This is a genomic window from Arthrobacter sp. BB-1 (genome assembly GCF_006151685.1).
Taxonomy (GTDB): domain Bacteria; phylum Actinomycetota; class Actinomycetes; order Actinomycetales; family Micrococcaceae; genus Arthrobacter.
The window spans coordinates 240,186-265,811 of sequence record NZ_VDEV01000002.1 but is presented as its reverse complement, the minus strand read 5'-3'; the positions used below and the strand labels follow the sequence as shown (position 1 = coordinate 265,811).

The following is a 25,626-nucleotide window of genomic DNA, read 5'->3' as shown; positions in this document are numbered from 1 at the left end:
CTCCTGGTTCTGGTTCCTGGAGAATGTCACTTTGACCCTACTACCGGCGCCGGGACCGCGGTAGGGACTCCCTGCTGGCAATGGCCTTGAGCGGACGCAGCAAAGGGACAGCCCCCAATGACTGTCCCTTTCCTGTGGGCCCCCCATCCCGGCCTTAGCCAGTTTATCCATCAAATCGAATAAAACAAGTCTTCGCAGGTCAGGCCGAAGCAGCAGGTGTTTCGCGCCGACGGCGGGCAGGATGGCACCCCTGAACAGGTTGTGCGGAGAAACGCGGTTTACAGCACTTTGATCATGCGGGTGTTGCCCAGGGTGTTGGGCTTGACCCGGGCGAGGTCAAGGAACTCGGCAACACCCTCGTCGTGCGAGCGGAGGAGTTCGGAATACACCACCGGATCAACCGCTGACTGGTCGGCCATGACGTCGAACCCGTGGCGCTTGAAGAAGTCCACCTCGAACGTCAGGCAGAAAACACGGGAGACGCCAAGGGCCCGGGCTTCATCCAGGAGGCTCTCCACCAGCACGTGCCCCACTCCTTTACCGCGCCAGTCCTGGGAAGCAGCAAGCGTGCGGACTTCGGCAAGGTCTTCCCACATGACGTGCAGCGCCCCGCAGCCAATGACTTCGCCGTCGCTGGATTCAGCGATCCGGAACTCCTGCAGGCTTTCGTAGTAGGCCACCGTCTCCTTGGCCATAAGGATCCGCTGCTCCGCCAGCGGCGCCACCAGTTTCTTGATGGCGGGGACGTCACCGGTGCGGGCCGGACGAATATGGAAAGACTCAGTCACAGGGCAATCCTAGTTCGCACAACCCACGGCGCCCCACCGTGCCTTCTTCCGCAGGCATTTCCTTGCAGACCGCCGGGCAGCAGTCCCGGCCTTTGTCCGGGCGGGAAGAAATGCCTCCCAGTCAAGCGCAAAGGGCGTTAGCCACGTAGCCGGGAGTGCCTCCGGGTTTGCTTCCCCATCGAATTGCGGGACTCCGCACATGATGGCTGGCCGTCCTTTGTGGCATTCCGGGTGGGACGTTTTTACGGGAGTACGGCAGGAAACCCGCCAACCCGGCCGCCAATTCTTTCCGCGACAATGCCGACGCACTTATTCGTCCCCCGCCTGGCTGGTCCCGTATTCCGCCTCCCTGCACCGGCGTCGATGAATTTGGGGCTACTTGGCTCTATTGCAGCCGGCTTTCTTTGGCCGGACCGCTTTTCTTTCCAGCCCACGCCGGGACGGCGCATAAAGGCCTTTGCATTGTCCCGCCCGCTGCTTTCCCTGACGGGCGGGACAATGCCAAAAAGGGGCTTCCCTAAACCTGCCCCGAAGAGCTACAGCCCGAGCTCGGCAGGAAGTGGCACGTCCTGCCCAAGGACATTCTTGGCCAGGAATGATTCCACAACCTGGTACCAGACTTTTGCATGCTGCGGCTGGAGCACCCAGTGGTTCTCGTCCGGGAAATACAGGAACCGGTGGGGCGTCTGCCCGTCCTGGTCCGCGGCAAGCTTTGACTTCGACAGCAGCTCGTACCAAAGCCGCAGCCCCTCGCCAATGGGTACCCGATAGTCCTTGTCTCCGTGGACCACCAGCATGGGCGTGCCGATGTTTTCGACGTGCAGGTGGGGCGAGTTGTCCAGCGCCATTTCTTTGGTCATTTCCTTCAGCCAGTACTGGGAGGCATCCGTGGTGGGGCCGAACTGGTCCAGGGCCCACAGGCTGGCGTGCGTCACGATCGCCCTGAACCGGTCAGTTTGACCTGCCACCCAGTTGGCCATGTAGCCGCCGAAGGAACCTCCCATGGCGGCGGTTCTGCCGGCGTCGATGTCGGGCCGCTCCACTGCTGCGTCCGTGACCGCCATCAGGTCCGCGAATGGTGCTTTGCCCCAGGCTCCCCACCCACGCTGGATGTGGGCCTGGCCGTACCCGGTGGAGAGTGCGGGGTCTGGAAGGAGGACCGCGTAGCCCTTGGCAGTCATCAACCACGGGTTCCACCGCCAGGTCCAGGCGTTCCAGGACCCGAGCGGCCCGCCGTGGATCCACAGGAGCATGGGTGCCGGAGACTCTGCCGACGCGCCCTCCGGCAGGGCCAGGTAGGCCGGGACGCGGGAGCCGTCCGCCGCCGTAGCAGCGATGCGTTCCAGCCTGCCGGGACGGATCGGCCGCTCCGCGGGGGCGGGCAGCCGCGTGGCTTCGCCCGTCCGCAGGTCCAGGCGGACTGCTTCCGGCGGGAATTCATAGGAGCTCCGCAGGGCGTAGGCGGTGCGTCCGTCCGGTGAAACCACGACGTCGGAGTATGCCGCAGCGTCCTGGGTCACCCGGGTGACACTTACTTCAGCCGCGGCGGCGGGGACGCTGATCCGGAAAACCGGCGACGCGCCGTCGTCGTCCGCGGTGACCAGGAGGGCGGACCCGTCCGGAAGCCAGGCAGCGGGCTTGGGCCACCGGTCCCAGCCGTGGGCCAGCGGCACCAGCCCGCCAGGGGCATCTCCGCCTTGCCCTGCTACGTCCAGCAGATGGAGCTTGACCTGCGGGGCCTCCTGCGGCGTGGTGTCGGTTTCGCTGACCACTGCCAGCGTGGTGCCGTCGGGGCTGACGGGACCCGGGAAGTAGCTCGTGCCTTCCTCGTCCAGAAGCACCTTCATGCTGCCGGAGGCCACGTCCACAGCCACCAGGATGGAACGGCTGTCAGCCTTGGCCAGCGGCTTGGTGTAGCTCGTGTAGATGGTCTTGCCGTCGGGGCTGACCACGGTTTCCGCCTCCCGCAGCCTGGGTCCGGCGTCCGGCGTGAGGTTTCGGAGGACCAGCGGCGCCGTGGCATCTACCGTCGCCGGCTTGCCGCCGTCCTGTTCCTTACCGGGCTCGACGGCGAAGATCCGCGGCTGGCCCGGCCCCAGGTCCGCGTCCCAGTACCGTACCGGATATTCGCTGTGCAGGATGGCCGAGACCTTGCGGTCCTTCCGCGACTTGCGGCGCTCGGCGTCCTCCTCTTCGTCGGCGGAACCGGCCAGCACCTCCGCCGTAACGAAGGCGGCATCCGCATTCCTGGCCGTCAGCACGGCGCCCACTCCGCCGGGGCGGTTCAACACCACGCGGGCTTCGCCGCCGTCCGCCGGCAGCAGCCAGAGCGCCTTGACGGGCTCCTCCTCGGGGCTGTCCGGGTCCGGCCGCGCGGACGTGAAGTAGACGTCCCCGTTGGCAGCGAATGCAGCCCCGGCCTCACCCTTGGCGCTGCGGGTGATCCGCCGGGCGTGCTTTTGCCCCGCGGGATCCAACTCCCACAGGGCCGTGCCGAATTCAGTGCCCTTGCCGTTGAGGGTTGCCACGGTAGTGACCAGGCGGGTGCCGTCCGGGCTCAGGGCCAGTCCGCTTACCCGCGGAATGGACAGGTAATGGTCCAGGTCATGAAAAGGGGTCAAAGGTTGCTCATCCGGGATCGCCGGTTCCAAGTTAGCCATGCCCCCGATTCAACCGGACCGTGTCCCACATCACAAAATAAGCGACGGCGACATCCACCAAGCTCCCCTCGACCGCACCCGGCCACCCTTAACGATGCTCCCCTGAGCGGCGTCTGGCTGGGTTGCGCCGCCACCGGCGCCATTTGCCGCTTGCTGCTCCTTCGTCGCTTTGACGCAAGCTACACAAATGACCCCGGCGCCTGCGCTAAGTGCCGCCGCGCACGAGGTGCCGGGCATCAGGGATTTATGTAGGCGCCGTCAAAGTGACGAAGGAGCAGGCGCCGGGAAATCTCTGATGCCCGGCACCGGACCCAGCTGCAGCGACCCAGCCCCGGACACCGCCGGACGCCAACCCTTTGATGGGACGGAGGGCAAAGCGAAAGCCCCGCCGCTCCTTGTGGAGTGGCGGGGCTTTGGCTGTGGAAACTAGACGCTCGGGGCGATTTCCGGGATGCGGGGCTTGGCATTACCGGCGAAGGTGAACTTCGCGTCGTCGCCGTCGCCTTCCACGTCCACAACGACGATGTCGCCGGGGTGGATCTCGCCGAACAGGATCTTCTCGGAGAGCTGGTCCTCGATCTCGCGCTGGATGGTGCGGCGCAGCGGCCGGGCACCCATGGCGGGATCGTAGCCGCGGGTTGCGAGGAGCACCTTGGCGGCCTTGGTGAGCTCGATGCCCATGTCCTTGTCCTTGAGGCGCTTCTCCAGCCGCGTGACGAACAGGTCCACGATCTCGATGATCTCGTCCTGGGTGAGCTGCGGGAACACCACAACGTCATCCACACGGTTCAGGAACTCCGGGCGGAAGTGCTGCTTGAGCTCCTCCGTGACACGGGCACGCATGCGGTTGTAGCCGGTCTGCGTGTCTGTGCCGGACTGGAAGCCGGTGGCGACGCTCTTGGAGATGTCCCGGGTACCCAGGTTGGTGGTCATGATGATCACGGTGTTCTTGAAGTCCACCACGCGGCCCTGGGAGTCGGTCAGGCGGCCGTCTTCCAGGATCTGCAGCAGCGAATTGAAGAGGTCCGCGTGGGCCTTTTCCACTTCGTCGAACAGCACCACGGAGAACGGACGACGCCGGACCTTCTCGGTCAGCTGGCCGCCTTCCTCGTAGCCGACGTAGCCCGGAGGGGCACCGAAGAGCCGGGAAACGGTGTGCTTCTCGGAGTACTCGGACATGTCCAGCGTGATGAGGGCGTCCTCTTCACCGAACAGGAACTCCGCGAGTGCCTTGGCGAGTTCGGTCTTGCCGACGCCGGTGGGGCCGGCGAAGATGAACGAGCCGCCGGGACGCTTGGGGTCCTTGAGCCCTGCACGGGTACGGCGGATGGCCTGGGAGAGTGCCTTGATGGCCTCGTTCTGCCCCACCACGCGCTTGTGCAGTTCGTCTTCCATCTTCAGCAGGCGCGAGGACTCTTCCTCGGTCAGCTTGAACACGGGGATGCCGGTGGAGTTCGCCAGCACCTCGGCGATGAGATCCTCATCAACCTCGGAGATGTCGTCCATGCCGCCGGACTTCCAGTGGCGCTCCTTCTCCGAGCGCTCGGAAATCATCTTCTGCTCCTTGTCGCGGAGCGCAGCAGCACCTTCGAAGTCCTGCGCGTCGATCGCGGACTCCTTTTCCATCTTCAGCTTGGCGATGCGCTCGTCCATGGCCTTCAGCTCCGGCGGAGCGGTCATGCGGCGGATGCGCAGCCGGGCACCGGCTTCGTCGATCAGGTCGATCGCCTTGTCCGGGAGGAAACGGTCCGAGATGTAGCGCTCGGCGAGGCTGGCGGCAGAGGCCAGGGCACCGTCGGTAATGGTGACGCGGTGGTGTGCCTCGTAGCGGTCACGCAGGCCCTTGAGGATCTCGATGGCGTGCGCCACGGAGGGTTCCTTGACCTGGATCGGCTGGAAGCGGCGCTCCAGCGCGGCGTCCTTTTCGATGTGCTTGCGGTACTCATCCAGCGTGGTTGCACCGATGGTCTGCAGCTCGCCGCGGGCCAGCATGGGCTTCAGGATCGAGGCAGCATCGATGGCTCCTTCAGCGGCACCCGCACCCACGAGGGTGTGGATTTCGTCAATGAAGAGGATGATGTCGCCGCGGGTGCGGATCTCCTTGAGGACCTTCTTCAGGCGCTCTTCGAAGTCACCGCGGTAACGCGAGCCGGCCACCAGGGACCCGAGGTCCAGGGTGTAGAGCTGCTTGTCCTTGATGGTCTCCGGGACGTCGCCGCGGACAATCGCCTGGGCAAGGCCCTCGACGACGGCGGTCTTGCCGACACCCGGCTCACCGATCAGGACGGGGTTGTTCTTGGTACGGCGGGAGAGGACCTGCATGACGCGTTCCATCTCCTGCTCGCGCCCGATGACGGGGTCCAGTTTGTTCTCGCGCGCAGCCTGGGTCAGGTTGCGGCCGAACTGGTCCAGGACCACGGACCCGGCGGGGGTGCCCTCGGGCTGCCCGGAGCCGACGCCAGCGCCGGTGGTCTCCTTGCCCTGGTAGCCCGACAGGAGCTGGATGACCTGCTGGCGGACCCGGTTCAGGTCGGCGCCGAGCTTGACCAGCACCTGGGCGGCAACACCCTCACCCTCACGGATGAGGCCCAGCAGGATGTGCTCCGTGCCGATGTAGTTGTGGCCCAGCTGGAGGGCTTCGCGCAGCGAGAGCTCCAGCACCTTCTTGGCACGGGGCGTGAAGGGGATGTGGCCGGACGGCGCCTGCTGGCCCTGTCCGATAATCTCCTGCACCTGCTCGCGAACGCCGTCGAGCGAAATGCTCAAGGACTCAAGAGCTTTGGCGGCAACACCCTCACCCTCATGGATCAGACCCAAGAGGATGTGTTCGGTACCGATGTAATTGTGGTTCAGCATGCGTGCCTCTTCTTGGGCAAGCACAACTACGCGACGGGCACGGTCCGTAAATCGCTCAAACATTTCGCCACACTCCTAGCTACGACGTACTTTGATGCTACGTGGCTGGCCCCTGGTTGTGGAGCGTGTTCGCCACAGGGGAAACCGGGGCAGTTTGGGAATAACCTTGAAAGGGGTCTAGGGAGGCAAGGACATGTTCCAGGTGGATCCGAAACGCGTGCGGCGTCCGGCGGAAGTTGCCGTGGCGGCCGGGGTTGTGTGGCTTGCAGGCATCAGTCCGGTGTCCGGCGTCTATCTTGAGCCGGATCCCGCCCGACGCCTCGCGATGCTGCTCAAGGGACGGCGCTCCTGGGTCGCGGGGCAGCACGTCGCCGCGGCGGGCACCGCGGCCATGCCTGCCGCGTTCGCACGCCTTGCCCTGGCACTCCCGGCCGGCCGGGCCAGGACGCTGGTGGGCACAGCCGCCGTCGCCCTTGCCGCGGGGGCGCCCTTGTTTGTTTCCCAGCTGGCCTTGCGTGCCTCCGACCCGGAGCGCTTTGCGGCGCGCCGGCTCCCGGGGTGGCCGTTCCTCAGCTATGCGTGGCTGCATGTGCTGGCCGTCGGCTCACTGTCCGGCGCCCTGGCGAGCCTGCCGGACAGGGAAAAGGAAGCGGCCGCCGTCGGCCTGGCGGCGCTGGGGGCCGGGACGGTCCTGGCAAAAACCGGGGACATCCCGCCGTTTGTGTTCTATGTCGCCGAGCAGCTTGCCGCGGCAAGTTTCCTGCGCAGGAAAAAGGCCCTGCCTCCCGGCATGGGAAGCAGGACCTAATAACCGTTAGGCGCCGGAACTAGGAATTTGCCTTTTGGTAGGCTTCCTGGATTTCGGCCTGAATTCGGCCGCGGCTGTTGACCGTGTAGCCGTTTTCGCGGGCCCATTGCCTAATCGCTGCAGAGTCGTGGCTGCGTCCCCCCGATGCCGCTTTGGCCCGGACCGGGCGGCCACCGGAAGTTTTCCGTGCGGCTGCAACAAAACGTTCCAGCGAAGACCGAAGCTCAGCGGCGTTTGCCGCCGAAAGATCAATCTCGTAGTTCGTTCCGTCAAGGCCAAACTTCACATTCTCGTCTGCGGATCCCCCATCCAGATCATCAACGAGGATGATGTTTACTTTCTGTGCCATTAAAAGACTTCCTTTTGGAAAGGGTTCGGTGTGCAGAAAAGCAGGATGTTTCCCTAAAAGTATGACTCTCTTTATGGCAACGCGTCAAAGCGCCAAATGGTTCCGGGGGATATTGGGGGGAAAAGCCAAGGGTTTATCTATTCGATTCAGGGTCCGGCCGGTCAACGGGGGAAGCCGCTTTAGCTTCGGCTTCGGCCTGGGCTTGGGCTTCCGCCTGCCGCTCGGCTTTGTCCGCATTGAAAATCGATTTCATGGCGAACCAGAAAAGCAGGCCCACCACCACCGAGGGAAGAAGGACAGCCACGTATTCCATGGTCAGTGTCCTTCCGGCTTGAGCAGCGGGAAGAGGATGGTTTCGCGGATGCCGGCGCCCGTGAAGAGCATCACCAGGCGGTCGATCCCCAGGCCGATGCCGCCCATCGGAGGAGCACCGTATTCAAGGGCGCGCAGGAAGTCCTCGTCCAGCTGCATGGCCTCGTCGTCGCCGGCGGCGGCATGCCGTGACTGCTCGGTCAGGCGTTCGCGCTGGATCACCGGGTCGATCAGTTCGGAGAAGGCGGTGCCGCGCTCCATACCGCCGATGATGAGGTCCCAGGCTTCGATCAGGCGGCCGTCCTCGCGGTGCGGGCGGGCCAGGGGCTGCGCGGACGGCGGGTAGTCGTAGACGAAGGTGGGGTTGAGCAGCGTGGGCTCCACAATCTCGCCGAAGAGCTCAACAGCCAGCTTCTCGGCGTCCCACTTCGGGTCCACCTTGACCTCGTGCTTTTCGGCGATTTCGCGGAGCACCTCCAGCGGGGTGTCCGGGGTGACTTCCTGGCCGACGGCGTCGGAAAGCCCGGGGTAGACAGCGAGCCATGCCCACTCGCCGTCGAGGTTGATCTCCCCCGCTTCCGTCTGGATGGTGCGTCCGGCACCCACGGCGTCGGCGGCGTCGAGGATGATCTCCTTGATGCGCTCGGCCATCACAAACTGGTCAGCCCACGCCTCGTAGCACTCAAGCGTTGTGAACTCGGGGCTGTGGGTGGAGTCCACGCCCTCGTTGCGGAACACGCGGCCCATGTCGTACACGCGGTCGATGCCGCCCACAACGGCACGCTTGAGGTACAGCTCGGTGGCGATGCGCAGGGTCATCTTCTGGTCGAAGGCGTTCATGTGGGTCTCGAACGGGCGGGCCAGGGCGCCGCCGTGGACCAGGTTCAGGATGGGGGTCTCCACCTCCACGTAGCTGTGGCGGAAGAGGGTTTCGCGGATGGAGCGGGTAATGGCCGCGCGGGTGTAGACCATTTCGCGGGCTTCATCGCGGACCATGAGGTCCACGTAGCGCTGGCGCACCCGGGTCTCCTCATTCAGTTCCGCGTGCAGCACCGGCAGGGGACGTAGCGCCTTGGAGGCCATGGACCAGGACTCTGCCATGACTGACAGCTCGCCGCGGCGGGAGGAGATGACCTCGCCCTTGATGAAAACGTGGTCGCCCAGGTCAACCAGAGCTTTCCAGTCCGCGAGCGCTTCCTCGCCTACATTCGCGAGGCTGAGCATGGCCTGGAGCCGGGTTCCCTTGCCGTCGGTGCCGCCTTCCTGGAGGGTGGCGAAGCACAGCTTGCCGGTGTTGCGGACGAACACCACGCGGCCGGTGACGCCCACGGTGTCCCCCGTGGTGTCGTCCGCCTCAAGGTGGGCGTACTTCTCGCGGATTTCGGCGAGGGAGTGCGTCCGTTCCACGCCCACCGGGTACGCCTCGGTGCCGCGCTCGATCAGTTTGGCGCGCTTCTCCATGCGGATCCGCATCTGCTCGCTGGCGTCGAGGGGCTCTGGGGCGTTCTTGGGCGCGGGGGTGTTTTGGGAAGTCACAATTTCCAAGTTTACCGGGAGTTGGGCAGCCGGGCTTCGCGGCGCCTTGGGGGCGCCTGCCTAGGATGGGGTGGTGAAAGAACAGGTACTTCCAACGCACGACGGCGGCCGGCTGGCTTTGTACAGCTACGGCACCGAAGATGCGCCGGGAGAGCGCCGGGTGCTGCTGATCGGCGGGGCCTTCCTCACCGCCCTGATCTACCGGCCGTTCTCCGTGGCCCTGGCCGAGGGCCTCGGCGAGGGGTGGGCCGTTGACGTCTATGACCGCCGCGGGCGAGGCAGCTCCTCGGAACAGCCGGCCGGCTACTCCATGGCCACCGAGATTGAGGATGTCCGGACGGTCCTGGACGCCACCGGTGCGCGGAACATCCTGGGCCACAGCCTGGGCGGATCCGTGGCCCTCAACGCGGTCCAGGAGTTCACGGGGACCGCGTACGTGCCGGACAAGCTTGCGGTGTACGACGCCGCAGTGAACATCGACGGCAGCATCGATACTGGCTGGCTGGACGGATTCGAGGATGCCGTGGACAACGGCAAGGTGGGGCACGCCCTGGCGCACATGAAGAGGGCCACCAAACCGGGCTCGGCCATGGCGCGGATCCCCGAGCCTGTCCTTGCCGGGCTGATGGCCGTGCTGTCCCGCACCAAGGTGAACAGGATGTTCCAGGAAGTCATGCCCAGCGGGGTGGGCGAGCTGCGGGCTGCCTACAAGGAGGCGGACCATGCCAGGGACTTCAGCGTGCTGCCGGCCAACACGCACTTCATGGCGGGCGGCAAGAGCCCCAGCTATTACAAGGCAACAGCCGAGCGGCTGCATGCCGCGGTCCCCGGCAGCAGCTACGAGCTCTCCCCCAAGTGCTTCCACGGCTCCATCCCGGCCGCCGTGGGCGAACTGGTCACCGACATCTCCCGCTACTTCAAGAGCTGAAGCAGCGCATTCCGGTCTGCCAGCCAGTCGCCGTAGCGGGTGATGTCCTCCCCCTGCGCGGCGGCCACGGCATCGCAGGCGAAGCCCACGGCCCTGGAACCGTCGGCCAGTTCAATCGATCCGAGCAGCATGGGTTCCGGAAGTCCGTCCAGGAACCTGCCCAGGCCCGCTTCGGAGACGAGCCACCGTTCACCCGCAAGCTCGGCGCCGCCGCGGTCCGAACGGTACACGCCGGGCTTCGGCGGTACGGTGTCCAGGGACACCATCCGGTAGCGCGCCGCGGTGCGCACGGGGCCGTCCCAGGCGGCGCCGAGCTCCTCCAGTTGCGGGGCCAGCGGCTGCCCCTTCCGGTGCGCGCCGACCACTACCAGCGGGACGGCGGTTGCGCCTGCAGCCACGGGCCAGGGAACGGACGACGCCGGGCGGGCGCCTGTGCGCGCAGCCTCCTTTGCCGCGACCGGAGCGGGAAGGGCAGGAGCGAAGAGTGCGGGTGCTTCGGGGGTTGCCTCGAGGAGCCGGGCGATGTCCGCGGCAACGGCGTCCTGGAACGTCCGCGCCACCACGGTCAGCCCGAACTGCGCGCCGTCCACCTCGCCGGCCGGGACGGCAACGGCGCTGAGGTCAAACAGGTTGCAGAAGTTCGTGTAGGTCCCCATCAACGAATTCACCCCCACCGGATCCGCAGCCACCTCGGCAAGGGTGGGGTGGAACGGGGCGGTGGGGACCAGCAGGGCGTCAAAGCCTTCCAGCCGCGCCATCGCCTTGCGCTTCAGTTCCTCGAGCCTGGCGGTGTCAGAGACGTACCGGTGGGCGGGCACAGTCCCGGCCGCCCGGATGATGCGTTCCACAGTGGGGTCGATACCCGCCTGGCTGTCCGTGCCGCCGTCGTACTTGTCCAGGAACCCGCCCACGGCGGCATAGCGCTCCGCCACCAGCCCGCCGTCGTACAGCAGCCGGGCGGCTTCGAGGAAGGCATCGAATTCGATCGCCTCCGCCTCCACGCCCAAGGACTGAAGCCTGCCAACGTTGCGGTGGAATTCCGCGGCCCAGGTCTCCGGCAGCGCAGGCAGGGTTGCCGGGTAGGCCACCCGCGGCTTCTCCGGCGCCGCCAGCCGGATGTCCGGCGGCCAGGACCGGGCTCCGCCGGCCATCACGCCCATGGCGAGCTCGGCAGTGGAGAGGTGGCGGGCAAAGATGGTGACGGCGTCCCAGGACTTGCAGGCCGGGACGACGCCGGCGGTGGACACAACATTCAGGGTGGGTTTGATGCCCACGATGCCCTGCAGCCCGGCCGGCACGCGGCCCGAGCCTGCCGTGTCCGTCCCGATGGCGATGTCCACCAGGCCCAGGGCCACGGCCACTGCTGAGCCGGAGCTGGAGCCGCCGGAAATGAAGTTGGGACGGCGGGAATCGCGGACAGCTCCGTACGGGCTGCGCGTCCCCACCAGGCCGGTGGCGAACTGGTCAAGGTTGGTGGCTCCCAGGACAACGGCGCCGGCGGCCCGGAGCCGTGACACGGCCTCCGCGTCCTTCTCCGGAAGGTAGGCGAAGCCGGGGCACCCCGCCGTGGTGGGGATGCCTGCCACGTCAACATTGTTCTTGACGGCGAGCAGGAGTCCGGCCAGCGGCAGGTGGGCGCCGTCCGCCACGGCTGTGTCAATGCCGGCGGCCTCGGCCAGCAGCTCGTCAGTTCCGCGGAGGGTGATCCAGATTTCCGGCCGGTCCACGGCGGCCAGGGCGGCGAGGGCGGCCTTGACCCGTTGGGTGGCGGGGCCGGGGGTTGCGGTGTTCATACGGCTGCCTCTTCCAGTTCGTGTGCTTCGGTGACGGCCCCGGGCTCCACTTCCATTCCGAGGACCACCACAGCCTCTCCCGCAACCACCTGCGAACCGGCGGCCGGCAGGACCTGCAGCACCACGCCGTCGCAGGGCGCTTCCAGGACGGTCTCCATCTTCATCGCCTCCAGCGAGACCAGCGCCTGGCCCTGCACCACCCGGTCACCGGGCTTCACGTCCACCTTCCAGACGCTGGCGGCGAACGGCGCGGCAACAAGGGAACCGCCGTCCGGAACGGTCACCTCGTCTGCCACCGGAGGGATGACAGCGGCCAGGGCGTCGGCACGGTCGAACTCACCGGCGTCGGCCCATGCCTGCCGTTCAATGGCGAAGGCTGCGCCCTGCTTTTCGCGGAACGCCGCAATGGATTCACGGTTCTCCCCAAGGAACACCTCGTGCTCGGCGAGCGAGAAGGTGCCGTCCTCGATCTCCACGCCGCGGCCCCTGCCTGCAGCCATGTCCGCGCGCAGGTCCAGGAGTTCCTCGGGGCTGACCGGGTACCAGGAGATGCGGTCGAAGAAGCGCAGCAGCCAGGGAGAACCCGGCTCGAACGGGGCGGAGTCCGCGTAGCGGGACCAGACCTGGGTGGTGCGGCCCACGAACTGGTAGCCGCCGGGGCCTTCCATGCCGTAGATGCACATGTACGCCCCGCCGATGCCTACCGCGTTTTCCGGGGTCCAGGTGCGGGCCGGGTTGTACTTGGTGGTGACCAGGCGGTGCCGCGGATCCAGCGGGGTGGCCACCGGGGCGCCGAGGTAGACGTCGCCCAGGCCCAGGACCAGGTATTCGGCGTTGAAGACGGTGTCAAAGACGTCGTTGACTGAGTCCAGCCCGTTGATCCGGCGGATGAACTCGATGTTCCACGGGCACCAGGGGGCATCGTCGCGGACGCCTGCCATGTACCGTTCGATGGCCTCGCGGGTGGCGGGATCATCCCAGGACAGGGGCAGCCGGACGGTGCGGCTGGGCACCACCAGTTCTGAACTGGCCGGCAGTGCCGCCTCGATCTCCCGGACCAGGCCCAGCAGCCGCTTTATGGACAGAACGGACGGGTCCACCTTGATCTGGAGCGAGCGGATGCCCGGGGTAAGGTCCACGATGCCGGGCACGCGGAGCTGTTCCAGGTGCTGGTGGAGGGCGTGCACCCGTGCGCGGAGGCCCAGGTCCAGCACCATCTCGCCGTACTCCACCAGCAGGTTGTCATCGCCGGAGCGGCGGTAGGTGACCGCAGGCCGGCCGGAACCTTCCGGCACCCGGCCCAGCACGCCGTCGTCGCCATCTCCCCGCGCCGTACTGATGGCGGGCGCCGTGACTGAGGCACTTGCGTTCGCCACGTCCGCAGACCAGCCGGCGTCGCCCGGCAGGACCAGCTGCCGGCCGGGGCCAAGGTCCTTTGCCGACGGCGCCTGGCTGGCCTTGACCGGAACGAAGCGGACCTTGTCCCCCGGCCGGAGCTGGCCAAGCTTCCAGCGGTCGGCCGTCACCACGGTGACGGGGCACACGAACCCGCCCAGGCTCGGCCCGTCAGGGCCCAGCAGGATGGGGGTGTCGCCGGTGAAGTCCAAGGCCCCCACCGAGTAGGCGGTGTCATGGATGTTGGAGGGGTGCAGGCCGGCTTCGCCGCCGTCGTTCCGTGCCCAGCGCGGCTTGGGGCCGATGAGGCGGACGCCGGTGCGGGCGGAGTTGAAGTGGACCTCGTACTCGGCGCCATACAGCTCCTCGATGTCTTCGCGCTGGAAGAACTCCGGGGCGCCGTGAGGGCCTTCGGTGACGGCGAGTTCCCAGGCCGACGTCAGGGCCGGGCGGCTGTCCAACGGAACTGCCGGCGCCGTCGCTGACTTGTCTTCGGCACCGTCAGCCCGGGTGACTGCACGCAGCACGTCGCCCGCCCGCAGGACCCGGCCGGCGTGCCCGCCAAACTGGCCCAGCGTGAAGGTGGAGGCGCTGCCCAGGTATTGGGGAATGTCCAGGCCGCCCTGGAACAGGATGTAGCCACGCAGGCCGCTGCCGGCGGCCGTTCCCACGTCGAGCGTTCCTCCTGCGGGCACCGTCACCGGCGTCCACGCGGGCACCTCCGCCCCGTCAACCGTCACAGTGGCTTCCGCGCCGGTCACGCAGACGGTGGTGGCATGGGTGAAGGTCAAGCTGGGCCCGGTCATGGTGAATTCCAGGCCGGGAACGCCTTCCGCGTTGCCGAGCGCGGTGTTGCCCAGCCGGAACGAGAGATCGTCCATGGGCCCGCTCGGCGGGACACCGATCTGCCAGAGTCCGGTCCGGCCGGGCCAGTCCTGGACGCTGGTCTGCAGGCCGGGGCGGCCAACGGTGATGCGCGGCTCGGGATCCCCCACGCTGTCCAGGGTGCCGGTGGAGTGCTGGACCTGGCGGACCACATCCAGCGCAGTGGCGGCCCGCAGCATGCCGAGGTTGGTCTCGATGCCGTCGATCCGGGTGCCGGCGAGCGCGGCGGCCAGCCGGTCAAAAGCCTCGGCGCGGTGCGCGCCGGAGGTGATGATCTTGCCCAGGAGCGGGTCGTAGTTGGTGGACACCTCGGTGCCGGTTTCGGCCCAGGCGTCCACCCTCGCTTCTGCCGCCCCCGGGTAGGCGGCGTTGGTTATGGTGCCGGCGCTGGGCTGGAAGCCCCGGGCCGGGTCCTCGGCGTAGACGCGGGCTTCCACGGCGTGGCCTGCAACGGGCAGGCTGTCCGGCGCCCCTTCAAGGATGCTGCGCGCCGCGCCGCCGCCCTGGGCCAGGCGGAGCATCCACTCCACCAGGTCCACGCCGGTGACGGCCTCGGTGACGGGGTGCTCCACCTGCAGCCGGGCGTTGACTTCGAGGAAGGACGCCTCGCGGCGGGCGGAGTCGTAGACGAATTCCACGGTTCCGGCGGAGCGGTAGTTGAGGGAGGCGCAGAGGGCGCGGGAGCTGCGGTGCAGTTCTTCCCGCAGTTCGTCCGGCAGGTCCGGTGCGGGTGCCTCTTCAAGGACCTTCTGGTGGCGGCGCTGCAGGGAGCAGTCCCGGTCGCCGAGGCTGACCACCCGGCCTTCGCCGTCGCCGAAGACCTGGACCTCGATGTGGCGCGCGTTCTCCACATACCGTTCGGCAAAGACGCCGGCGGTGCCGAAGCTGGCGCCGGCCAGCCGGGCCACGCGGGGGAAGCTTTCCGCGAGTTCGGCCTCGTCACGGCAGACCGTCATGCCGATGCCCCCGCCGCCGCCGGTGGCCTTGAGCATCAGCGGGAAACCGATGGCGGCGCCCGCGGCAACAGCCTGGTCCACGTCCGCCAGCAGGCCGGATCCGGCAATCATGGGCACCCCCGCGGCTTTGGCGGCGTCGCGCGCTGTGTGTTTGGTGCCGAAGATGCGCAGCTGTTCGGGGGTGGGTCCCACAAAGACCAGCCCGGCTGCTTCCACGGCCTCGGCAAACGCGGCGTCCTCCGAGAGGAAGCCGTAGCCGGGGTGGATGGCTCCCGCTCCCGTTGTCCTGGCGGCCTCCAGCAGCGCGTCCACGCGGAGGTAGGACTCCTTCGCGGGCGCGGGCCCCAGGAGCACTGCTTCGTCTGCCAGCCGGACGTGCTTGGCGCCCCGGTCGGCCTCGGAGAACACGGCGACGGTCCGCAGTCCCAGCTTCTTCGCGGACTCGATGATGCGGCAGGCAATCTCGCCCCGGTTTGCGATCAGGAGGGTGTCAAAGGTGTTCACAGCGCAGCCTCCGGCCGGGTGACGATCATGCGGACAGGAGTGGGGTTGAAGCCGTTGCAGGGGTTGTTGACCTGCGGGCAGTTGGAGACAAGCACCAGGGTGTCCACCTCCGCCTTCAGGGCAACGCGCTTGCCGGGTGCGGACAGGCCGTCCACGATGCCCAGGGCACCGTCCGGGTCCACGGGCACGTTCATGAACCAGTTGATGTTGGACACCAGGTCCCGCTTGCCGAGTCCCCAGCGCGAGCCCTCGATCAGGAAGTTCTCCACGCAGGCGTGCTGTTCCCGGGTGTGCTGGCCGTAGCGGAGGGTGTTGGATTCCTGCGAGCAGGCGCCGCCGATGGTGTCGTGCACGCCCACTTCGTCAGCAACAACCGTCATCAGGGGCGCCCCTGTTTCCGCCCTCAGGACGGACCCGGTGGTGAGGACGATCGACTGCTGCCGGGCGATGGTGACGGCGGCGGAGTAGCGGACGGTGGTGTCGCCTGCGGCGTACAGCAGGCAGTCCACGGCCTGGTTGCCTTCGAGATCCACAATGGTGAGCACGTCTCCGGCGGAGACGACGGCGGACCAGGGGCCGCGCGCTTCGACGAGCTCGTCGAGGACCACCTCGCCGGGTGCCAGGGCAATGCCGCGGGCGCCTGGTGCGTGAGCGGTGTATGTGGCGGTGTTCATCGGGCGTTCCTTGCGGTCAGGTCGTGTTCGGTGTTGTGCAGTGCCTGCAGGTGTTCCGGAGCCAGGGGCCCGGTCAGGGCACCGGATTCCAGTGCCGCCAGGTCCTGGGGCGCGTGCCAGGCCACGATGTCCACGGCCGTGCCGGTGAAGTCCGGGCGCGGGTCCAGCGGGTGGGCGGTATTGGCAAGGACCAGGACGGCGTCCAGCTGGAGGAGGAGTTCGACGGCGGCACCCGGCCCGGCGCTTCCGGTGAAAGTGATGCTGCCGGCGGGGTCCACGGTGATGCCCTTGAAGAGGGTCAGCGACGGCGCCACATCGCGGGGTCCCAGCCCGCTCTTCAGTGCGCCCAGGGTGAGCAGTTCCCGTGCGGCAGGTGCGGCGCTGTGCGCAGTTCCCGCGCCGTACTTGGCTGTGTTTCCTGCCAGCGTGGTGGCGCCGGTCAGGGCGTCGTGGCGCGAGGACGTATCCGCGACGATCGTGGCCATCAGGCGGCCGGCGTCGGACAGCAGCGGGTGCCCGGTGGCAGGGTAGGCCTGCCAGGGCACCTTGACGGTATCCGCGATGTTGAGCCGTTCGTGCAGGGCGCCGGTCCTGTACAGCAGGGCATGCACGCAGGCGTCGCCGGCGGTGTCGGTGAGCCGGATCCGGGTGCCGCGGGCCAGGGCCATGGTGGTGTAGCGGCCGAAGGCGAGGGACTCCGCCCATGTGGGGGACGCGCCGTCGGGCATTCCGGCCAGAAGGCGGGCCGGGGCGGTGGAGGCGGGCACATGCCGCATGGTGTCCACGGTCCTGCCGTGCTGCTCCCTGGCGTGGGCGCGGGCGCCTGCCGTGGTGGCGGTGCCGGCTGCTGCCGGGCTTTCGGTTACTTGTGTCATGTCAATCCCGTGTTGTTCTGGAGCGTGGTTTGCTGCGCGTGGTTGTTCCGGAAGCTGCTGTTCGGAAGCCCTGTGAAACGCCGGCCCGTCAGGCCTTCGAAGCCAGGTTCCGCCGCCGGACCCACATCCCCAGGAGCAGGACCACGGCAACCATCAGCGGCGCCGAGTAGAGGAGGAGTCCGTTTTCGCCGGAGGGGTCGTAGACCTCGGGCCGCGGCCAGGCGAGGTTGACCACCATCAGGGCGCCGTAGAGGACGGCGAGGATATTCACCGGGATCCCCCAGCGTCCCAGGGAGAACAGTCCCTCCGGCAGCGCCTCCCCCACCCGGTTCCAGTCGCCGCGGAGCCTGTTGAGGAGCTGCGGCACGGTGACCAGGAGGTAGGCGATGTAGACCATGACGATGCAGACGCTGCAGAGGGTGGTGAACAGGGCTGCGTTGCCAACGTTGATGGCAAGGACGCCGACGGCGAGGGCACCGATGGCGATCGACGGCCACATCGGCGTGCCGCGGGTGGGGTGGACCGAGGAGAGCAGGTCCGAGGCGGGCAGCTTGCCGTCGCGGGCCATGGAGAACACCAGCCGTGACCCTGCAGTCTGGATGGCCAGGGTGCAGACGAAGATGGCGATGGCAACATCCACCAGCAGGACCTTGCCCCAGAACGTGCCCAGGACGGCGGTGAGGACGTAGGGCAGGCCCTCGGTGGCGAGCCGGCCGTCGTCGAGGGTGGGTGCTGCCATCAGGGCCGTGATGATCATCAGCGCACCGCCGATGCCGGAGATGAGCAGGGCGGAGAGAATGGTGCGCGGGGCTGTCCGGCGCGGGTCCTTGGTCTCTTCGGAAAGCTCGCCGGCGGAGTTGAAGCCCACCATGACGTAGGCGGCCATCAGGCCGGAGACCAGGAAGGCCCCCACGGCGCCGAGGTCCGAGCCCTGGAGCACAGTGGTGTCAGCGACAACTTCCGGTCCGCGCTGGGCCGCGCTGATGAGGGCGAGGATGACGGCCACGGCTCCGACGATCTCGCAGGTGACGCCCACTGAATTAACGTGGGCCATGAGCTTGACGCCGAGCGAGTTGATGATGGTGGTGGCCACCAGGAGCACGGCGCCGAGGATGACGGCGTTGGCGGCGCCGCTGACGGTGTTGAGCGCCGGGTCGCCGCCAACCACCTGGAAGCCGTCCCAGAGCTGGGGCAGCACCACCTGCAGGGCGATCGCTGCGGCTGCGGCGGTCACCACCTGGGCGATGGCCATGAACCAGCCTGCGAACCAGCCCACGCCCTCGCCCCCGACCCGCCGGGCCCACTGGTACACGGCGCCGGACAGCGGGTAGCGGGCGGCGAGTTCCGCGAAGTTCAGGGCAACGAGGAGCTGGCCCACCAGCACCACCGGCCAGGTCCAAAAGAAGGCCGGGCCCGCGAAGGAGTAGCCGAAAGCGAACAGCTGGAAGATGGTGGTCAGGATCGAGACGAAGGAAAAGCCGGCGGCAAAGGAAGCGTAGCGGCCGAGTTTCCGGTGGAGCGTGGGTTCGTAGCCAAGGGACGTCAGATCCGCGTCGTCCGCGTGGACGGCGGGAGCAATGGTTGAGGTCATCGGATTCTCCAGGGGCTGGAATGGCGGAGGGCCGCCGGTACTGCAGCACTCGGCCGAAAGCTGCGGAATACCGGTCACTTGATAGTTTTCCAGCCCCATGTCCCCGGCTAGTTTCGCCTCTGTAAAAGGCGCATAGACATCTTGTTTCCGCCGTATTTCCGGCTCCTCACCCCGGACCCGGGCGCGATGGCTTCCCGGCCCTGGTGCAAGAATGATGCCGTGACTTCAGCCGGACCGGGACGCCCCCGCAGCCAACAGCCCTCCAGGCCGGGGGCGACTGCCCGGGACGAGATCCTGGACGCGGCGGCCGAGCTTTTCACGACGCACGGCTTCGCCAACACCTCCACCCGGTCTATAGCCGACGCCGTGGGGATCAGGCAGTCCTCGCTGTACCACCACTTCAAAACCAAGGACGACATCCTCGAGGACCTGCTCGAGGGCACCGTTCTGGGCGGGCTCGCGTTTGCCCGCGCGGTTGCCGCCCTGCCCGGCGGTGAGGGGACTCCTGGAAGCCGGCTTCACGCCGTCGCGCTTTATGACGGCACGCAACTCTGCAGCTCCCGCTGGAACCTTGGAATCCTGTACCACCTGCCCGAGGCCCGCGGCGGCCGCTTCGCCCGGTTCCTGGCGGAGCGGCAGGAACTGCGCAGCCTGTACGGGGACCTGGGCGGCGCCCTCTCCGCCGCGGGTCCTGCCGCTACGGGGAACCCGGGGGACCTTGCGTTCCGCCTCGTCGAATCCCTGGTCAATTTGCGGGCGGACGGCATGGCAACACCGGAGTCACCGCTCCAGGCGGCCGACGCCGGGCTCATCCTGTGCGGGCTTGGCACTGAACTGCCCGCCATCCGGGAACAGAGCACGGCGCTCATCGCACGCCTGGGGTGACGGCCAGCGGCCGGCCGGGCGGCTGCGGCGTGGTGTCCTGCGGCGGGGTTGCTCAGCTAGGCTCGGAACATGACGCGTGAGAACATCAGGACCCCCGACGGCGGCACGCTGGAGCTCTTCTCCACGGGCTCGGAGCTCGCTTCCGCCGGTTCGGGCGTTGTTATTGTCCCGCCCTCCATGGTGACCGCCGCGGACTACACCAAGTTTGCGCAGAAGCTCAGTGCGGCGCTGGGCCGTCCGGTACACACGTTCAACCGCCGCGGCCGCGGTTCGTCCTCACCCCAGCCCGAGGACTACACCCTTGATGTGGACATCCGCGACCTGGACACGGTCATGAAACACACCTCGAGCACGGACGTGTTCGGCCACAGCTTCGGCGGGGCGGTTGCCCTGCACGCGGCGCGGACCCTGCCGGTGGAACGCCTCGCGGTATACGACCCCGCGGTCTCCGTGAACCACAGCGTGAAGGCGGACTGGATTGCCGAGTACGAGCATGCGGCTACAGCCGGCGACGATGACCGCGCCCTCGCCGTCCTGCAGCGCGGGCTTGAAGCCGGGGGCTCCTTTTCGTCCCGTATGCCGCTGTCCATGCTGACGCTCGCCAACAAACTGACCGCGGGAACCTCAGAAGGCAAGCAGCAGCGCGAAATGATGCGGACCGGCGTCCGCGAAATCAAGGCGATCATCGCCGCGGACATGCCGGCCGAGCCGTTCCTGGAACTGCCGCTGGAGACGCTGATTGTGGTGGGCGAAAAGAGCCCGGCGTACTTCGGGGTGGCCTGCGGCCAGATCCACGACGTCCTTTCAGGCTCCAGCTACACCATCCTCCCGGGCTATGGGCACGACGGCGTCATCAAGGCCCCGGACCGGCTCATCAAGGAGCTCGCGGACTTCTTCGCCGGCTGACCCAAGTAAGTAGCGCCAAGTGTCGTTTTGGGCAGTCAAAACGACACTTGGCGCTACCTAGTTGGGCTAGTGGGCGGCGTGACCCGGCCCGGCACCTTCGGTCTTGCGCATCATCGCGGAAAGTACGACGGCGGCGAAGGCTATGACGGTTGCCGTCAGGAACGCCGCGCTCATCCCCGCCACGAGGCCGGACGCTGCCGACACCACCGCGAAGATGGACACCAGCAGGGCCGTGCCGGCGGCACCGGCGACCTGCTGGGTGGTGCTCATGATCGCGGACCCGTGCGAGTAAAGGTGCGGGGGCAGCGGGTTCAGGCCGGTGGTGAACGCCGGCGTGAACAGCAGTGCCAGGCCGAAACTCAGCCCCACATGGAGGGTGACGATCCACGCCACGGACGTGCCGGCGTCGAGCATTGAAAACTGCCACAAGGCCAGGACCATCAGAACCGAACCGGTGACGGTGAGCGGCAGCGGGCCCACCTTGTCGAACAGGCGGCCGATGACAGGGCCGAGGAGGCCCATCGCCAGGCCGCCGGGCAGCAGCGCGAGCCCGGTTTCGAGGGAACCGAGGCCGCGGATTTCCTGCAGGTAGAGCGGCAGCAGGATCACGCCGCCGAACAATGCCATCATGGCCACCACCATCAGCAGGACCGAGACGGTGAACATGCGGAAGTTGAACGCGCGCAGGTCCAGCAGCGGCGCTTCGGCCTTCTGCAGCCGCAGCTGGCGGAGGACAAAGACGGCAAGGCTGGCCACGCCGATCACCAGTGCCGCGATGGCACCCGCGCCCGGACCGGCCTGGCCGCCGTGGCCGCCGCCGATCTGGCTGAGCCCGTAGACCAGGCCGCCGAAGGCCGGAACGGTGAGGAGGACGGACAGGAAGTCGAGCTTGGTCTTCTCCGTCTCCCCCACGTTGGTCAGGTACTTGGCGCCGATGGCCAGTGCAGCCAACGCCACCGGCAGGACGAACACAAACATGAAGCGCCAGGTGAAGTGTTCAAGGATTAGCCCGGAAACCGTGGGACCCATGGCCGGAGCCACCGAAATGGCGATGCTGACGTTACCCATCACGGCCCCGCGCTTGGCGAGCGGAACCAGGGTGAGGATGGTGGTCATCAGCAGCGGCAGCATAATGGCCGTGCCGCCGGCCTGGACGATGCGCGCCAGCAGCAGGACCTCAAACCCGGGGGCTGCAGCCGCGAGCCCGGTGCCGCCGGCAAAGAGCCCCATGGCCAGCATGAAGACGGCGCGCGTGGAGAGGCTCTGCAGGATGAATCCCGTGGTGGGGATGACAACGGCCATCGTGAGCATAAAGCCGGTGGAGAGCCACTGGACGGTGGGCGCATCCACCCGGAGGTCCACCATGAGCCGCTGCAGCGCCACGTTCATGATGGTCTCGTTGAGGATCACCACGAAGGTGGCCACCAGCAGCGTGCTGATGATGGTCACCGATTCACGGGACATCTTCTCCTGCGCGGCGGGCCTGGTTCCTTCGGTTTGGACGGATTGCCCGTTGGCGTTTGGAGAGACTTCGGTAGACATGGGTGTTCCCTCAGGGAGTGTATGGATGATGCGCGAACATGGCCGCTGCAGATGCCAACACTCTACCGGGTGGAGTAATTCCTCCGCGCCGGAACTTTTTCCAAAGCCTGAGGGAACAGCCGGGGTTGTTTGGGAGCTAGGCGGTCTGGCCGGCGTGCTGGCCTTCCGCGATTTCCTCCACCAGTTTGGCGTTGAAGGCGGGGAGATCGTCCGGCGTGCGGCTGGTCACCAGGCCCTGGTCCACCACCACTTCCTCGTCGGTCCAGTTGGCGCCTGCGTTCTTCAGGTCCGTCTGGAGCGTGTGGTACGAGGTGACGTTCCGTCCGCGCAGCACGCCGGCTTCAATGAGGAGCCACGGGCCGTGGCAAATGGAGGCCACCGGCTTGTGCTGCTCAAAGAAGCTGCGGGTGAAGCTTTGGGCGTCCTTGTCCACCCGGAGGTGGTCGGCGTTCACGACGCCGCCGGGAAGCACCAGGGCGTCGAAGTCCCCGGCATTGGCGTCGGCAACGGTGAGGTCGACGTCGAACGTGTCGCCCTTCTCCGTGCCCTTGAAACCCTGCAGCTTGCCGCTCTTCGGCGCCACCAGCGTGGGCTGGCCGCCGGCGTCCTTCACTGCCTGCCACGGGCTGGTGAGTTCAACCTGCTCGACGCCGTCCGTCAGCAGGAAGGCGACCTTCTTGCCTGCGATGCTCTGCTCTGCCATTGTTCCTCCTCGGCTGGGGCGGGCCCGGCGCCTTGTGGGCACCGGACCGCGCACCGGAAGTTATTGCCTGACAGTTTCCAGCCTAGGAACACCGAAAGTGATAAGCAAGCTGAGCATTTAGGTGCAGCCGTGCGTTCACTTCACGGAGCCTGCCGTCAGTCCGCCAACAATGAACTTCTGCAGGTAGAGGAACAGGATGAGCACCGGCAGCGCAATCATCACGGACCCGGCGGCGAAGACGCCCAGGTTGTTGCTTCGGTCCCCGGCAATGATGCCGAACATTCCCACGGCAAGGGTCTTGACGCCGTTGTCCGTCAGGAAGATGCTCGCCAGGATGTATTCGCCGATCACGGAGACAAAGACCAGCAGTCCCGTCACGGCCAGTACCGGACGGATCAGGGGCAGGATCACGCTGGTGAAGGTGCGGAAGTGCCCCGCACCGTCGATCCTGGCGGCCTCATCGAGCTCATGTGGAATGGAGTCGAAGAAGCCCTTGATCAGCCACACCTGGCCAAGCGCCCCGCCCATCAGCACCAGCCCGTAGCCGGCGAGCGTGTTCAGGCCGATGGCCGGCACAACCTTTCCGAAGTTGGCGATCATCAGGAACAACGCCACGATGGCAAGGAACTGCGGGAACATCTGGACCAGGAGCAGCGCCAGCAGGCCGCCGCGCCGTCCATAGAAGCGGAAGCGGGAGAAGGCGTAGGCAGCGAGGGTGCTCAGCAGCACCTGCGCGACGGACACCACCGCGCACAGGACCAGGGTGTTGAGGTACCAGGTTCCGAACGGCCCCTTGGAACCTCCCAGGAGGGTTTCGAAGTTCACCAGGCTGAAGGTGCTGGGGATGATCTCGGTGGTAGCCACGCTTCCCAAGGGGTTGAACGCCGCGGAAATGATGTAGAGGACAGGGAACCCGGCGAAGGCGACGCCGGCCAGCCCTGCCGCATGGCGCCAGCCCACTTCCCGCCACCAGCGCCTGCCGCGGGGCATCTCGAGCCCGTCCTTCCGGACGCGCATCGCCGCCCGGCGGGCCGGTGCCGGGGTCTCTGCCGGCGCATCAGTGAGCAGGTTTGTCATCGGACATCCTCCAGGGCTTTGGTGTAGCGGAACTGGATGCCTGCAAGCACCGCGGTGACGATGAACAGGACAACGGAGATGGCCGAGGCAAAGCCGAATTCGGCACCGGCACCTCCGAACGCGATGCGGTAGGCGCCGCTGATCAGGATGTCAGTGGCTCCGATCTGGCCGCCGCTGGCCGGGAAGGGGCCGCCGCCGGTGACCAGCTGGATCACGTTGAAGTTGTTGAAGTTGAAGGCGAAGGAGGACACCAGCAGCGGCGCCACGGCAACCAGCAGCAGCGGGAACTGGACCTTGGTGAAGGTTGTCCAGGAGCTGGCGCCGTCGATCTTCGCGGCCTCGGCAATGTCCTGCGGAAGCGCCTGCAGGGCTCCGGTGGCGATCAGGAACATATATGGGAAGCCCACCCAAAGATTGGTCAGCAGGACGGCCACCTTGGCCAGGACGGGGTCCCCCAGCCAGTCGATCTTCGCCCCGCCCAGCATGGAGTTGATGAGGCCGAAGTCCTTGTTGTAGAAGGACTGCCACACGATGAACGAAATGAACACCGGGATGGCATACGGGATGATGATCACGGCCCGGTAGAGCTTGAGTCCGCGGACGCGGGGGTCGTTGAGGGCGGCGGCCAGGAGGAGTCCGACGACGAACGTGGTCCCCACCGAGCCCACCGCGAAGACCAGCGTCCACACGAAGGAGCCGAGCAGGGCATCACGCACCTGCGGGTCCGTAAACAGCCGCTCGTAGTTGGCGAAACCGACGTTCCGCTCCCAGCTCTGGTCGAAGCCTTTGGATCCGTTGGCGTCGGCAAAGTATTCACGGTCGCCGAACTCCTGGACGGTGAAGACCTTTCCGGTGACCGAATCGGTGATGCTGTCCGTTCCGGCGTCGTATTTCAGTGTCTGCACGCCTTCAAAGGCGCGGTTGATGCCCTGTGCCCGGATGGCTCCCTTGTCCGTGGGAACGGTCAGGCCGCTGATCCTGGCACCGGCGGCGTTGACTTCCTTGCCGGTAAGGATCTGGTATCCCTCAGCGCCGCGGACGTAGCCGTTTGCTACCGTCACATCGCTGCCGGCCAGCGGCCGGAGTCCCTTTTCATCGCCGGCGAAGACGTCGTTTGACGGTGTTTCGACGAGGAAGAACGTGAAGGGACCGTCAGTGATGGAGCCTTTTGTGCCCACGGCGAGGTTGTATGTCCGGGATTCGGGCAGCTGCGTGACCGAGTTGCGGACGATGGTGGAAATGGCGTCTTCCTTGGAGCCCCGGGTTCCGTCTCCTGAGTTGGTGAAGGAGAGCTGGATGGTGGACAGGATGGGAAGCAGGACGAAGACGGTCAGCAGCAGGGTGCCGGGAACCAGGTACTTCAGGGGAACCATGCGCTTGGTGGAGTAGACGGCCAGCAGCCCGGCCGCGCCGGCCCAGAGGCCGATCAGCATGCCCCACTCGCCTCCGGCGAGGAGCAGCGGCGTCAGCGAGACGGCGGCGCCGAGCACGGCGCCCAGCCCGAGGATCTTGGCCAGCAGGGCGGGGACCGACGCGGTGGAGCCCAGCGACAGACCGGGCCCCACCGCCTGCCCCGAAGGTTTCTTGAATCGGGTGGTCATCG

General features: G+C 67.0%; 19 protein-coding genes. 4 read left to right on the top strand and 15 right to left on the bottom strand.

From position 1 onward, the window contains the following. Positions 1-278 precede the first annotated feature (278 nt). The 3 genes from FHJ30_RS01585 to FHJ30_RS01575 all read right to left on the bottom strand — a co-directional run bounded on the left by FHJ30_RS01585 (position 279) and on the right by FHJ30_RS01575 (position 6,367). Complete coding sequence (locus FHJ30_RS01585) at positions 279-788, bottom strand: amino-acid N-acetyltransferase (RefSeq protein ID WP_139027513.1); 510 nt, start codon at positions 786-788, stop codon at positions 279-281. A gap of 536 nt (positions 789-1,324) precedes the next feature. Beyond that, complete coding sequence (locus FHJ30_RS01580; protein ID WP_139027512.1) at positions 1,325-3,448, bottom strand: prolyl oligopeptidase family serine peptidase; 2,124 nt, start codon at positions 3,446-3,448, stop codon at positions 1,325-1,327. Between the two features lie 426 nt (positions 3,449-3,874). Continuing rightward, positions 3,875-6,367: an ATP-dependent Clp protease ATP-binding subunit gene (locus FHJ30_RS01575; protein WP_139027511.1), complete on the bottom strand. Its 2,493-nt coding sequence runs from the start codon at positions 6,365-6,367 to the stop codon at positions 3,875-3,877. A gap of 130 nt (positions 6,368-6,497) precedes the next feature. Here FHJ30_RS01575 and FHJ30_RS01570 point away from each other — a divergent pair, with 130 nt between their 5' ends. Next, positions 6,498-7,112 carry a hypothetical protein gene (locus FHJ30_RS01570; RefSeq protein ID WP_139027510.1) on the top strand — a complete coding sequence of 205 codons (615 nt, stop codon included), beginning with the start codon at positions 6,498-6,500 and terminating at the stop codon, positions 7,110-7,112. Between the two features lie 19 nt (positions 7,113-7,131). Here the strand turns inward: FHJ30_RS01570 and FHJ30_RS01565 are convergent, their stop codons facing one another. The 3 genes from FHJ30_RS01565 to lysS all read right to left on the bottom strand — a co-directional run bounded on the left by FHJ30_RS01565 (position 7,132) and on the right by lysS (position 9,309). Continuing rightward, entirely contained in the window at positions 7,132-7,461 is a 330-nt protein-coding gene (locus FHJ30_RS01565) for an Lsr2 family protein (protein WP_139027509.1), read from the bottom strand. 133 nt (positions 7,462-7,594) lie between these two features. Beyond that, the gene (locus FHJ30_RS01560; protein WP_139027508.1) at positions 7,595-7,774 is read right to left on the bottom strand and encodes a hypothetical protein; all 180 of its coding nucleotides are present in this window, start codon (positions 7,772-7,774) and stop codon (positions 7,595-7,597) included. Positions 7,775-7,776: 2 nt separating this feature from the next. Next, positions 7,777-9,309, bottom strand: coding sequence for a lysine--tRNA ligase (gene lysS / locus FHJ30_RS01555; protein WP_139027507.1), 1,533 nt, complete (start codon positions 9,307-9,309; stop codon positions 7,777-7,779). A 73-nt stretch (positions 9,310-9,382) separates the two neighbouring features. Here lysS and FHJ30_RS01550 point away from each other — a divergent pair, with 73 nt between their 5' ends. Next, entirely contained in the window at positions 9,383-10,237 is an 855-nt protein-coding gene (locus FHJ30_RS01550; RefSeq protein ID WP_139027506.1) for an alpha/beta fold hydrolase, read from the top strand. On the opposite strand, the gene atzF is transcribed toward FHJ30_RS01550, so the two are convergent. The 5 genes from atzF to FHJ30_RS01525 all read right to left on the bottom strand — a co-directional run bounded on the left by atzF (position 10,222) and on the right by FHJ30_RS01525 (position 18,910). Next, positions 10,222-12,030, bottom strand: coding sequence for an allophanate hydrolase (atzF, locus tag FHJ30_RS01545; protein WP_139027505.1), 1,809 nt, complete (start codon positions 12,028-12,030; stop codon positions 10,222-10,224). The two genes, FHJ30_RS01550 and atzF, sit on opposite strands and share 16 nt — an antisense overlap. Continuing rightward, entirely contained in the window at positions 12,027-15,770 is a 3,744-nt protein-coding gene (gene uca, locus FHJ30_RS01540; protein ID WP_139027504.1) for an urea carboxylase, read from the bottom strand. Before uca ends, atzF begins: the two co-directional genes overlap by 4 nt. Further along, positions 15,767-16,444, bottom strand: a complete 678-nt coding sequence (locus tag FHJ30_RS01535; RefSeq protein WP_139027503.1) for an urea amidolyase associated protein UAAP2 — start codon at positions 16,442-16,444, stop codon at positions 15,767-15,769. Before FHJ30_RS01535 ends, uca begins: the two co-directional genes overlap by 4 nt. Continuing rightward, positions 16,441-17,319: an urea amidolyase associated protein UAAP1 gene (locus tag FHJ30_RS01530; RefSeq protein WP_139027502.1), complete on the bottom strand. Its 879-nt coding sequence runs from the start codon at positions 17,317-17,319 to the stop codon at positions 16,441-16,443. Before FHJ30_RS01530 ends, FHJ30_RS01535 begins: the two co-directional genes overlap by 4 nt. 88 nt (positions 17,320-17,407) lie before the next feature. Further along, positions 17,408-18,910: an amino acid permease gene (locus FHJ30_RS01525; RefSeq protein ID WP_139027501.1), complete on the bottom strand. Its 1,503-nt coding sequence runs from the start codon at positions 18,908-18,910 to the stop codon at positions 17,408-17,410. Positions 18,911-19,129: 219 nt separating this feature from the next. Here FHJ30_RS01525 and FHJ30_RS01520 point away from each other — a divergent pair, with 219 nt between their 5' ends. Both FHJ30_RS01520 and FHJ30_RS01515 read left to right on the top strand, forming a co-directional pair. After that, a complete protein-coding gene (locus FHJ30_RS01520; RefSeq protein WP_139027500.1) occupies positions 19,130-19,795 on the top strand; it encodes a TetR/AcrR family transcriptional regulator in 666 nt (221 codons plus the stop codon). Positions 19,796-19,864: 69 nt separating this feature from the next. Next, positions 19,865-20,701, top strand: a complete 837-nt coding sequence (locus FHJ30_RS01515) for an alpha/beta fold hydrolase (protein ID WP_139027499.1) — start codon at positions 19,865-19,867, stop codon at positions 20,699-20,701. A gap of 66 nt (positions 20,702-20,767) precedes the next feature. On the opposite strand, the gene FHJ30_RS01510 is transcribed toward FHJ30_RS01515, so the two are convergent. From FHJ30_RS01510 to FHJ30_RS01495, 4 genes are all read right to left on the bottom strand, one after another. Next, the gene (locus FHJ30_RS01510) at positions 20,768-22,243 is read right to left on the bottom strand and encodes a DHA2 family efflux MFS transporter permease subunit (RefSeq protein WP_139027498.1); all 1,476 of its coding nucleotides are present in this window, start codon (positions 22,241-22,243) and stop codon (positions 20,768-20,770) included. 136 nt (positions 22,244-22,379) lie between these two features. Continuing rightward, positions 22,380-22,946 carry a type 1 glutamine amidotransferase domain-containing protein gene (locus FHJ30_RS01505; protein ID WP_139027497.1) on the bottom strand — a complete coding sequence of 189 codons (567 nt, stop codon included), beginning with the start codon at positions 22,944-22,946 and terminating at the stop codon, positions 22,380-22,382. A gap of 135 nt (positions 22,947-23,081) precedes the next feature. Further along, complete coding sequence (locus FHJ30_RS01500) at positions 23,082-24,023, bottom strand: sugar ABC transporter permease (protein ID WP_139027496.1); 942 nt, start codon at positions 24,021-24,023, stop codon at positions 23,082-23,084. Then, on the bottom strand, positions 24,020-25,624 hold the full coding sequence (locus FHJ30_RS01495; RefSeq protein ID WP_139027495.1) for an ABC transporter permease subunit: 1,605 nt from the start codon (positions 25,622-25,624) through the stop codon (positions 24,020-24,022). The genes FHJ30_RS01500 and FHJ30_RS01495 overlap by 4 nt, the downstream gene beginning before the upstream one ends. Between the last annotated feature and the right edge of the window lie 2 nt (positions 25,625-25,626).